Source organism: Pseudomonas sp. 8209, from assembly GCF_028682105.1.
Taxonomy (GTDB): Bacteria; Pseudomonadota; Gammaproteobacteria; order Pseudomonadales; family Pseudomonadaceae; genus Aquipseudomonas; species Aquipseudomonas palmensis.
The window spans coordinates 167,401-178,244 of sequence record NZ_JANIAH010000007.1 but is presented as its reverse complement, the minus strand read 5'-3'; the positions used below and the strand labels follow the sequence as shown (position 1 = coordinate 178,244).

The window sequence follows — 10,844 nt, the reverse complement described above, 5'->3', positions numbered from 1 at the left end:
TTTTCGAGCAATTGTTCCAGTTTTCCGCCAGTTCAATGCCCGCAGCGTGGCGCCGTGCCCGTGTTGGCCGGGCATCGAGCCCGTATTTGAGCCAGTGCTGCGCCAAACGTTCCCTGTTTGGCCAGAGCCCGCTATGCTCACTGGCTGGTACGTTTGACGATCCAGGGAACTAAGCACCGCGTGCTGTTTACAGATAGTGTGTCACCCATTTTCACAGGATCCTGCCATGCCCGATAATCACCCTCTTCTGGTCGTCGAAGACGACACCATCGTGCGCATGCTGATGGTGGATGTGCTCGATGAACTGGGTTACCAGGTGGTGGAGGCCAAAGATGCCGAACAAGCGCTGCAAGTGCTGTGCGACCCGGACAAACCCCTTGCCCTGATGATGACCGATGTCGGCTTGCCCGACATGGACGGCAAGCAACTGGCGGGCAGGGCCCGCGAACTGCGGCCGCTGTTACCCATCCTGTTCGCCAGTGGCTATGCCGACAGCTTCGATGTGCCCGAGGGCATGCACATGATCGGCAAGCCGTTCAGCATCGACCAGCTGCGCGACAAGGTGACCTCGATTCTGGCCCTCTAGGCGCGCCAGCTCCCGCACCGCTGTACCTGCGGGAGCCGGCCTGCCGCCGAAGGGGCCGAAACGGGTGGCCCGGATTCTGGTTTAATACGCCTTTTTTGCCCAAAGGCCCGCCCTCCCCATGCACCCAACCGCCCTCCACGTACTGGTCATCGGCTATGTCTGGCCCGAACCCCGCTCTTCGGCCGCCGGCGGGCACATGATGCAGCTGCTGGAGTGTTTTCTGGAGCGCGGCTGGCACATCACCTTCAGCAGCCCCGCAGCCATCGGCGAACACAAGGCCGACCTCGCGAGCCTGGGCATCGCCGAGCAGGCCATCGAGCTGAACAACGCCAGTTTCGACCGTTTCATCGCCGACCTTGCCCCCGACGTGGTGCTGTTCGATCGCTTCATGATGGAGGAGCAGTTCGGCTGGCGCGTCGAGAAGCATTGCCCGGCGGCCCTGCGCGTGCTCGAGACCTCCGACCTGCAGAGCCTGCGCGATGCCCGTCATCAGTTGCTGCGCCGGCGCCTGGCCGAGGGCCTGGACAGCAACGACTTTCGCGCGCTGTTCAACACCTCGGGCCCCGACCTGTATCGCCAGATGGCCGGTGCCGACCTGGCCCAGCGCGAACTGGCGGCGATCTACCGCAGCGACCTGAGCCTGATGATCTCGGATGTCGAGATAGACCTGCTGGTCAATGGCTTCGGCGTGCCCGAGGCGTTGCTGCACTGGTGCCCGCTGATGCTGGCGCCGCCCACCGAAGCCTTCAGGCCGTTCGCGAAACGCGAGCACTTTCTCAGCATCGGCAACTTCCGCCACGCGCCGAACTGGGATGCGGTGCTGTGGATGAAGCACAGCCTGTGGCCGATGATCCGCCGTCGCCTGCCCAAGGCGCAGTTGCACATCTATGGTGCCTACACGCCGCCCAAGGCCACCGCGCTGCACAATGCTGCCGAAGGGTTTCACGTGATGAACTGGGCTGAGGACGCCCTGCAGGTGATGAGCGGCGCACGGGTGTGCCTGGCCCCGCTGCGCTTTGGCGCCGGCATCAAGGGCAAGCTGACCGATGCGATGCTGTGTGGCACGCCCAGCGTGACCACCCCGATTGGCGCCGAGGCCATGCACGGCGACCTGCCCTGGCCAGGCCTGGTGGCCGACACCGCCGAAGGGTTGGCCGATGCCGCGGCGCGGCTCTACAGCGAGCAACCGCGCTGGGAGCAGGCCCAGCGCGACGGGCGCCAGCTGCTGAGCGCCCGCTACGACAGGCGCTGGCACGGCCAGGCCCTGGTGCAGCGCATCGAACACACGCTGGCGCACCTGGATGAACAGCGCCTGTACAACTTCACCGGGGCCATGCTGCGCCACCATCACCACAAGAGCACCCAGTACATGGCCCAGTGGATCGAGGCCAAGAACCGGCCTAGCACCGGCGCAGCAGATACGTGTCCATGATCCAGCCCTTGCGCGCGCGGGCCTGCTCGCGCTGCGCCAGGATCTGCGCCTTGACCTGCATCAGCGGCCCCTCGATCAGCAGCTCGTCGGCAGTGCCCAGGTAGGCGCCCCAATAGATGTGCAGGTGCGGATCGTCCAGTTCGGCAAAGGCGCATTGCCCGTCCAGCATCACCACCACGTTGTCGATGCCTGACTCATCAGCCAGGCGTCGGCCTGGCAGGATATGCAGCGGCTCGCCGATACGGTTCAGTGCAATGCGGTGAGCGGCCGCCAGGGCCTGGACGCTGCTGATGCCGGGGATGACTTCAAGGCTGAACGCCGGCTGCGCCACCCGCTCCAGAATGCGCAGGGTGCTGTCGTAAAGCGTCGGCTCGCCCCACAGCAGGAACGCGCCGCATTGCCCCTCGGCAAGCTCGTCGTGCAGCAGACGCCCATACAGCGCAGCGCGCTGGCGGTGCCAGTCCTCCACGGCACCGACGTAGTCTGCAGCCGCCGCGTCGCGTTGCGGGTCTTCGACCTGCACCAGGCGATAGGGCCGGTTGACGTGGCGCTCCAGCAGCTCCTTGCGCAGGCGCAGCAGGTCGTCCTTGGCGGCGCCCTTGTCCAGCACGAAGAACACGTCGGCGCGGTTCAGGCTGTCGATGGCTTCGAGGGTGATCTGCCGGGGGTTGCCCGGGCCTATTCCAATCAGCAGCAGGTGTTTCATCGCAAGCTCTCCCAGGGGCGCGCGGCCATTGTCGGCCGGCCCGCGCCACTTGGCAAAGCCTGCGCCTACAGTACGGAGAAGTTGTAGCTGACGATCACCCGGGTCTCATCCATGTCGCGGGCGAATTTCTCGTAGTTGCTGCGGTAGGTGGAGTTGCGCAGGCGCACGCTGACGTCCTTGAAGGTGCCGCTCTGCACCTGGTACTTGAGTTCGCTGTCGCGCTCCCATTCCTTGCCCTGTGCCGGGCTGCCCGGCACCTTGACGTGATCGCCGCTGATGTAGCGGGTCAGGAAGCTCAGGCCTTCGAGCCCTACTGCCTTGAAGTCGTAGTCGTAGCGCACCTGCCAGGACCGCTCCTGGGCCGCAGCGAAGTCGTTGACCTGGGCGTAGTTGACCAGGTAGGGGTTGCTGCCATCGAGGTACGGCATGGCGTTCTCGCCGTACATGCGCTGCCAGCCGGCGCTGAGCTTGTGCCCGCCCAGGCTGTAGCCAAGCATGGCGCTGAAGGCACGGTGGTCGATGTCGCCGGCACGGGCACGACCGATGTCGTCGCTCTTGATCAGGCGCAGGTCGGCCGAGAGGCGGCCCACGCTCAAGGGCTGGCTGGCCACCAGCCCGAGGAAATGCTGGCGATAGATGTTTTCGAGCTTGGCCACCTGGTACTGCGCGCTCAGGCGCTCGTTGAAGCGGTACTCCAGCCCGGCCGTGTCGAAGTGGTCGGCGCGAGTGTCGCAGGCATAGCGCTTGTTCTTGCAGTGCACACGGATGTCTTGCTGGTCGGTCGAATCGCGGGCAGTGTACTTGTCGAGCCGCGCGGCGCTGAAGGTGAGGTTGTCGACCTCTCTGGACGTCAGCATCGCGCCATGGAACATGGTGGGCAACAGGCGCCCGTCGTTGTACTTGAGCAGCGGCATGTCCGGCAGCATGGCACCGTACTTCAATACGGTCTGCGAGTAACGCACCTTGCCGGCCACACCCAGTTTTGCGTACTGATCGGCCGAATGGCGCGGGTTGTGGCCGCTGGAAGGCAGCAGCCCGCTGTTGCTGTCGGCGGGGCTGGAATCGAGTTTGAAACCCAGCATGCCCAGCGCATCGATACCAAAGCCCACGGTGCCCTGGGTATACCCGGACTGCGCGTTGAGTATGAAACCCTGCGCCCACTCTTCACGTTTCGACGCGCCCTGGGAGGAGGCGGTGTGACCGTCACGAAAGTCACGATTGAAATACACATTGCGCGCCTCGATGTTGACACTGCTGTCTTGCAGGAAACCACTGGCCTGGGCCGAAACAGTAACGAAGGACAACAACGCGCCGACCACCGGGCGTTGGGCAATGAAGGGAGTTGGGGCACGCATGAAAAGCAGTATCCAGAACGAAGGGCAAGGTATCCATCAGCCCCGACGGGGCTGGGCAAGGGCCGCTGCACACAACTAGGCAGCGACCGCTTATTGTCTCCAAAGCGCTCTGGCACGGGCCATTGGACCATGGTCTAGAACAGATGCCGATGCGGTAATTAATTCTTTAGTGTGGCGAGCACTGTGCAATAAGAAAGTTCCGTAGTGTGTTGTCGTAAAAGTTTGATGTTTATCGCAGGGCGATTGACTACACTCTTTTTACTGTGTTGTTTGTTTTCTACCCGGTGACGCGGCATCAATAGCGGCCTCAAGCGGTTGCGCCGCGCACGGCCCTTACCGACCAACAGGAGAGATGACAGTGTCCAGACTTGCAGAGTTTCGTGCTGCCGAAAAAGCCCTTCAGGAACAGCTTGCTCAACTGGAGGCACTGAAAAAAGACGCCGGCCTCAAACGGGAAATCGAATTCGAGCAGAAACTTGTCAGCCTGATGAAAACCTATGACAAGGGCTTGCGCGACATCATCAATATTCTCGACCCGGCGGCCACTACGCGCCGGCCTGCCAGCGCGCCCAAACAACGCCGTGCGCGCGTGGTGAAAGTCTATGAAAACCCGCATACCGGCGAGCTGATCGAAACCAAGGGCGGCAATCATCACGGCCTCAAGGCATGGAAGCAGGAGTACGGCGCACAGACAGTCGACAGCTGGTTGCGCAAGTGAAACAGTACTTCACACTTTTTTCACATGTACTGGCTCAGGATGAAGACTGCTAAAGGATTAGCGCCCCATACGCCCGCTTCGGCGGGCTTCTAATTCTTGCGCCCCGTCAGGCCTGGCCGACGGGGCGCAAACCGTTTGCGCAATCGCTTCAGTTCCGTATCATTGCTCCCTGACTGTTTTGCTGGCGCGCCAAGCGCCGGCCCTATCTGCGGAGTGCCCATGAGCCTGCAAAACCTCGACACCCTCCCCGGCGTCACCGCGCAACCGGATGCCGCGACCCACAACTTCGTGTTCAACCACACCATGCTGCGGGTCAAGGACGTCGCCAAGTCCCTGGACTTCTACACCCGCGTTCTGGGCTTCAGCCTCGTGGAAAAACGCGACTTCCCGGAAGCCGAATTCAGCCTGTACTTCCTGGCGCTGGTGGACAAGGCGCAGATTCCGGCCGACCCGGCCAAGCGTACCGAGTGGATGAAGTCGATCCCGGGCATCCTCGAACTGACCCACAACCACGGCACCGAAAACGATCCCGCGTTCGCCTACCACAACGGCAACACCGACCCGCGCGGTTTCGGCCATATCTGCATTGCCGTACCGGACATCCGCGCGGCCTGCGAGCGCTTCGAACAGCTGGGCGTGAACTTCCAGAAGCGCCTGAGCGACGGGCGCATGAAGCACCTGGCCTTCATCAAGGACCCGGACGATTACTGGGTAGAGATCATCCAGCCGACCGAGTTCTGACAGCGGCCCCGGGGGCGCGCTCGTCGGCGCGCCGCCCCGGCGCACCTGGCTGTGGTATACCGGAGCTGATACCGGTTGAAGCCACCACAGCGAGGTAGCGCTCATGCACACCCTTGAATGTGTCCACCGCAACTACACGGTCACGGCAAACGTGGTTCCGCATGCCGGCATTCCCCTGCCGTTCGAAGTCGGATGCCGCATCACCTCCCCAGACAAGCACAGCACCCGGCGATTGTGTGCCCACGCGCCGCTGTTTCTGGCCGACCTGGAAAACGCCCAGCGCGCGTCGATTGCACTGGGCAAGTCGCTGGTCGACCAGCAACTGGACAAGGGCCGGTCGCTGTTCGAATAGGCCACGCAAAAGCCCTGACAGGCTGACCTGTCAGGGCTTTTGCGTTGTTGCACCGTCACGGGCCGGCAAGGCCGGCGATGCGCCTCAGGCCGGAGCGCTGGTACGGATCAGGTGGTCGAACGCTGCCAGCGATGCCTTGGCCCCCTCACCCACCGCGATCACGATCTGTTTGTAGGGCACCGTGGTCACGTCACCGGCGGCAAACACGCCCGGCACGCTGGTCTGGCCCCGCGCATCGACAATGATCTCGCCACGGGGCGACAGCTCGAGGGTGCCCTTGAGCCAATCGGTGTTGGGCAGCAGGCCGATCTGGACGAAGATCCCTTCCAGCGCGATGTCATGCTGCACGTCGCTGTTGCGGTCCTTGTAGCGCAGCCCGTTGACCTTCTGGCCGTCGCCCAGCACTTCGGTGGTCAAGGCGCTGGTGATCACGGTCACGTTGGCCAGGCTGTGCAGCTTGCGCTGCAGCACCGCGTCGGCACGCAACTGGCTGTCGAACTCGATCAGCGTGACATGGGCGACGATGCCGGCCAGGTCGATGGCCGCCTCCACACCGGAGTTGCCACCACCGATCACCGCCACACGCTTGCCCTTGAACAGCGGGCCGTCGCAGTGCGGGCAGTAGGCCACGCCACGGCTGCGGTACTCCTTTTCGCCCGGCACGTTCATCTCGCGCCAGCGTGCGCCGGTGGCCAGGATCACGGTCTTGGCCTTGAGCGTGGCACCGTTGGCCATGCGCACCTGGTGCAGCGCGCCGTCCTGGCCCGGCACCAGCGCATCGGCGCGCTGCAGGTTCATGATGTCGACGTCGTACTGCTTGACGTGCTCTTCCAGCGCCATGGCCAGCTTCGGCCCTTCGGTCTCCTGCACGGAGATGAAGTTCTCGATGGCCATGGTGTCCAGCACCTGCCCGCCGAAGCGCTCGGCAGCCACGCCGGTGCGAATGCCTTTGCGGGCCGCGTAGATCGCTGCTGCCGCGCCTGCCGGCCCACCACCGACCACCAGCACGTCGAAGGCGTCCTTGGCATTGAGTTTCTCGGCCTGGCGCTCGCTGGTGCCGGTGTCGAGCTTGGCGACGATCTCCTCCAGACCCATGCGGCCCTGGCCGAACACCTCGCCATTGAGGTAGACGCTGGGCACTGCCATCACCTGGCGTGCCTCGACTTCGGCCTGGAACAGCGCGCCGTCGATGGCCACATGGCGCACGCTGGGGTTGAGTACCGCCATCAGGTTCAGCGCCTGCACCACGTCCGGGCAGTTCTGGCACGACAGCGAGAAGTAGGTTTCGAAGTTGAACTCACCCTTGAGCCCGGCGACCTGTTCGATCAGCTCGGCGCTCGCCTTGGAGGGGTGGCCACCGACTTGCAGCAGCGCCAGCACCAGCGAGGTGAATTCGTGGCCCATGGGGATGCCGGCAAAGCGCAGGCTGATATCGCCCCCCGGACGATTGAGCGAGAACGACGGGCGACGAGCGTCGGCACCGTCCTCGCGCAAGGTAATCAGATCCGACAGGCTGGCGATTTCCCGCAGCAGGTCGTGCATTTCACGGGACTTCGCGCCGTCGTCGAGGGAGGCAACGATCTCGATCGGCTGGGTGACCCGCTCCAGGTAGGCTTTCAACTGAGTTTTAAGCGTGGCGTCCAACATACGGGCGATTCCTTTTCAAACGGTAGAAAAAACAACGCCCGGGCAGAGTCGCCCGGGCGTTTTGCGGGGCGGGACAGACTTCAGGTGCGGTGGCCCGCCCTCGGCTGGTTCACGGTCTTAGATCTTGCCGACCAGGTCCAGCGATGGCGCCAGGGTAGCTTCGCCTTCTTTCCACTTGGCCGGGCAGACTTCGCCTGGGTGGGCAGCGACGTACTGGGCAGCCTTGACCTTGCGCAGCAGCTCGCTGGCATCACGGCCTACACCGCCGTCGTTGAGTTCGACGATCTTGATCTGGCCTTCAGGGTTGATCACGAAGGTACCGCGGTCGGCCAGGCCGGCTTCTTCGATCAGCACGTCGAAGTTGCGCGAGATGACGTGGGTCGGGTCACCGATCAGCGGGTACTGGATCTTGCCGATGGTTTCCGAGGTGTCGTGCCAGGCTTTGTGGGTGAAGTGGGTGTCGGTCGACACACCGTAGATTTCCACGCCCAGCTTCTTGAATTCAGCGTAGTTGTCGGCCAGGTCGCCCAGTTCGGTCGGGCAGACGAAGGTGAAGTCGGCCGGGTAGAAGAACACCACGGACCACTTGCCCTTCAGGTCGGCTTCGGAAACAGGGACGAATTCGCCGTTGTGGTAGGCAGTAGCGTTGAACGGTTTGACCTGGCTGTTGATGATAGGCATCGGTGACTCTCCTCAGGGTTGAAAAACTTGATGGGAGAATCCTAACCATTCATCGCCGATAGCGCTCATTGGCAAAGCTGATGCTGGTGATTGGTTTTGGCTATAAAGCTCAGTACAGATAGACGATTTATGTTGATGCGATCGCGGGCCAAGCCCGCTCCCACAAAGACCGTTGCAATCGCTGTGGGAGGGGGCTGGACCCGCGCTGGAAGCACCGCTTAGCGCGTAGGCGTACGCAGGGTCACGAACTCCTCCGCGGCTGTCGGGTGCACACCGATGGTTTCGTCGAACTGCTGCTTGGTCGCCCCGGCCTTGAGCGCGATGCCCAGGCCCTGGATGATCTCGCCGGCATCCGGCCCGACCATGTGACAGCCCAGCACGCGGTCGGTGTCGGCATCGACCACCAGTTTCATCAGGGTCTTCTCCTGCACGTCGGTGAGGGTCAGCTTCATTGGCCGGAAGCGGCTTTCGAAGATCTGCACCTTGTGCCCCGCCTCCAGCGCCTGCTCCTCGGTCAGGCCCACGGTGCCGATCGGCGGCTGACTGAACACCGCCGTCGGGATGTTCCGGTAATCCACCGGGCGATACTGCTCCGGCTTGAACAGGCGCCGCGCCACGGCCATGCCTTCGGCCAGGGCCACCGGAGTGAGCTGCACGCGGCCGATCACATCGCCAATGGCCAGAATCGACGGCTCGTCGGTCTGGTACTGGTCATCGACCTGCACGTAGCCGCGCTTGTCCAGTTGCACTTCGGTGTTCTCAAGCCCCAGGTTGTCGAGCATGGGGCGCCGGCCGGTGGCGTAGAACACGCAGTCGGCAATCAGCTCGCGACCATCCTTGAGGGTCGCCTTGAGGCTGCCATCGGGCTGCTGGTCGATACGCTGGATGTCGCTGTTGAACTGCAGGTCGAGACCGCGTTTTTCCAGCTCTTCCTTCAAGTGCGTGCGCACTGCGCCATCGAAGCCGCGCAGGAACAGGTCGCCCCGGTAGAGCAAGCTGGTCTTGGCGCCCAGCCCCTGGAAGATTCCGGCGAACTCCACCGCGATGTAACCACCCCCCACCACCAGCACACGCTTGGGCAGGGTCTTGAGGTAGAACGCCTCGTTGGAACTGATGGCCAGCTCGCGCCCGGGGATGTCCGGAATCTGTGGCCAGCCGCCGGTGGCGATCAGGATGTTCTTCGCGCTGTAGCGCGTGCCGTCCACCTCGACCTCATGGGGACCGGTGAGGCGGCCGTGGCCTTCGAGCAGGGTCACGCCACTGTTGACCAGCAGGTTGCGGTAGATGCCGTTGAGCCGCTCGATTTCACGGTTCTTGTTGGCGATCAGCTGTGCCCAGTCGAACTGTGCATCTTCCAGCGACCAGCCGTAGCCTGTCGCCTGCTCGAAGTCATCGGCAAAGTGCGCGCCGTACACCAGCAGTTTTTTCGGCACGCAGCCGACGTTGACACACGTGCCGCCCAGGTAGCGGCTTTCGACCACCGCCACTTTTGCGCCGAAACCGGCAGCAAAACGTGCTGCACGCACACCGCCGGAACCGGCGCCAATCACGAACAGATCAAAATCGTAGGCCATATCAGTCTCCTTGGCAGGCCGCCAGCATACCGCCAGCCAGGCCCATAAACAAAAAAGCCACCCGAAGGTGGCTTTGTGACGCAACCGACCGAGTGAACTCAGTAGGCCTTGCCGGTCTTGTAGAAATTTTCGAAGCAGAAGTTGGTCGCGTCGATGTAACCCTCGGCGCCACCGCAGTCGAAACGCTTGCCCTTGAACTTGTAGGCAATCACGCAGCCGTCCTGGGCCTGCTTCATCAGGGCGTCGGTGATCTGGATTTCACCGCCCTTGCCCGGCTCGGTCTCTTCGATCAGCTTGAAGATGTCCGGGGTCATGATGTAGCGGCCGATGATCGCCAGGTTCGACGGGGCGTCTTCCGGCTTTGGCTTCTCGACCATGTTGCGTACACGGTACAGGTCGTCGCCGATCAGGTCGCCGGCGATCACACCGTACTTGCTGGTTTCCTGCGGGTCGACTTCCATGATCGCAACGATGGTGCAGCGGTACTGCTTGTACAGCTTGACCATCTGCTTGAGCACGCCGTCACCATCGAGGTTGACGCACAGGTCGTCGGCCAGCACCACGGCAAACGGCTCGTCACCGATCAGCGGGCGACCGGTCAGGATCGCGTGGCCCAGGCCTTTCATTTCGGTCTGGCGGGTGTAGGAGAACGAGCACTCGTCGAGCAGGCGACGAATACCGACCAGGTACTTTTCCTTGTCGGTGCCCTTGATCTGGTTTTCCAGCTCGTAGCTGATGTCGAAATGGTCTTCCAGAGCGCGCTTGCCGCGGCCGGTGACAATGGAGATTTCGTTCAACCCAGCGTCCAGCGCTTCTTCAACGCCGTACTGGATCAGTGGCTTGTTCACCACTGGCAGCATTTCCTTTGGCATGGCTTTGGTTGCTGGCAGGAAGCGGGTGCCGTAACCGGCTGCCGGGAACAAGCATTTCTTGATCATAAACGTCCTTAACAAGGGGCTGTGCAGTACGAAATTCGGCGCAGTCTAATCAGGCGGCGATGCGCTTACAATGCCCCCGTGGCCCGGCCGAATGAATGATAGAGAAAAACTCAG

At 62.8% G+C, this 10,844-nt stretch carries 11 protein-coding genes; 5 read left to right on the top strand and 6 right to left on the bottom strand.

All coding sequences use genetic code 11. From position 1 onward, the window contains the following. The first annotated feature begins 226 nt into the window (after nt 1-226). Nucleotides 227-586, top strand: coding sequence for a response regulator (locus tag NP552_RS17180; protein ID WP_100632579.1), 360 nt, complete (start codon nt 227-229; stop codon nt 584-586). Between the two features lie 118 nt (nt 587-704). Continuing rightward, entirely contained in the window at nt 705-2,018 is a 1,314-nt protein-coding gene (locus NP552_RS17175) for a glycosyltransferase (RefSeq protein ID WP_100632578.1), read from the top strand. Here NP552_RS17175 and cobF read toward each other — a convergent pair. Together cobF and NP552_RS17165 are read right to left on the bottom strand one after the other, a co-directional pair. Further along, nucleotides 1,987-2,724 carry a precorrin-6A synthase (deacetylating) gene (gene cobF, locus NP552_RS17170; RefSeq protein WP_100632577.1) on the bottom strand — a complete coding sequence of 246 codons (738 nt, stop codon included), beginning with the start codon at nt 2,722-2,724 and terminating at the stop codon, nt 1,987-1,989. The two genes, NP552_RS17175 and cobF, sit on opposite strands and share 32 nt — an antisense overlap. Before the next feature lie 65 nt (nt 2,725-2,789). Then, on the bottom strand, nt 2,790-4,079 hold the full coding sequence (locus NP552_RS17165) for an OprD family porin (protein WP_054914311.1): 1,290 nt from the start codon (nt 4,077-4,079) through the stop codon (nt 2,790-2,792). 358 nt (nt 4,080-4,437) lie between these two features. Between NP552_RS17165 and NP552_RS17160 the strand changes: the two genes are divergently transcribed. The 3 genes from NP552_RS17160 (at nt 4,438) to NP552_RS17150 (ending at nt 5,890) form a co-directional block, all read left to right on the top strand. Continuing rightward, a complete protein-coding gene (locus tag NP552_RS17160) occupies nt 4,438-4,797 on the top strand; it encodes a histone-like nucleoid-structuring protein, MvaT/MvaU family (protein ID WP_043861747.1) in 360 nt (119 codons plus the stop codon). Between the two features lie 219 nt (nt 4,798-5,016). Continuing rightward, on the top strand, nt 5,017-5,538 hold the full coding sequence (gene gloA, locus NP552_RS17155) for a lactoylglutathione lyase (protein ID WP_043861746.1): 522 nt from the start codon (nt 5,017-5,019) through the stop codon (nt 5,536-5,538). A 103-nt stretch (nt 5,539-5,641) separates the two neighbouring features. After that, the gene (locus NP552_RS17150; protein WP_054914310.1) at nt 5,642-5,890 is read left to right on the top strand and encodes a hypothetical protein; all 249 of its coding nucleotides are present in this window, start codon (nt 5,642-5,644) and stop codon (nt 5,888-5,890) included. Nucleotides 5,891-5,974: 84 nt separating this feature from the next. On the opposite strand, the gene ahpF is transcribed toward NP552_RS17150, so the two are convergent. The 4 genes from ahpF to galU all read right to left on the bottom strand — a co-directional run bounded on the left by ahpF (nt 5,975) and on the right by galU (nt 10,730). Then, on the bottom strand, nt 5,975-7,537 hold the full coding sequence (gene ahpF / locus NP552_RS17145; RefSeq protein WP_054914309.1) for an alkyl hydroperoxide reductase subunit F: 1,563 nt from the start codon (nt 7,535-7,537) through the stop codon (nt 5,975-5,977). A 117-nt stretch (nt 7,538-7,654) separates the two neighbouring features. Then, a complete protein-coding gene (gene ahpC / locus NP552_RS17140; protein ID WP_043861743.1) occupies nt 7,655-8,218 on the bottom strand; it encodes an alkyl hydroperoxide reductase subunit C in 564 nt (187 codons plus the stop codon). A 218-nt stretch (nt 8,219-8,436) separates the two neighbouring features. After that, nucleotides 8,437-9,792, bottom strand: a complete 1,356-nt coding sequence (gene gorA / locus NP552_RS17135; RefSeq protein WP_100632576.1) for a glutathione-disulfide reductase — start codon at nt 9,790-9,792, stop codon at nt 8,437-8,439. Between the two features lie 98 nt (nt 9,793-9,890). Further along, nucleotides 9,891-10,730, bottom strand: a complete 840-nt coding sequence (gene galU / locus NP552_RS17130; RefSeq protein ID WP_043861741.1) for a UTP--glucose-1-phosphate uridylyltransferase GalU — start codon at nt 10,728-10,730, stop codon at nt 9,891-9,893. Nucleotides 10,731-10,844 lie beyond the last annotated feature (114 nt).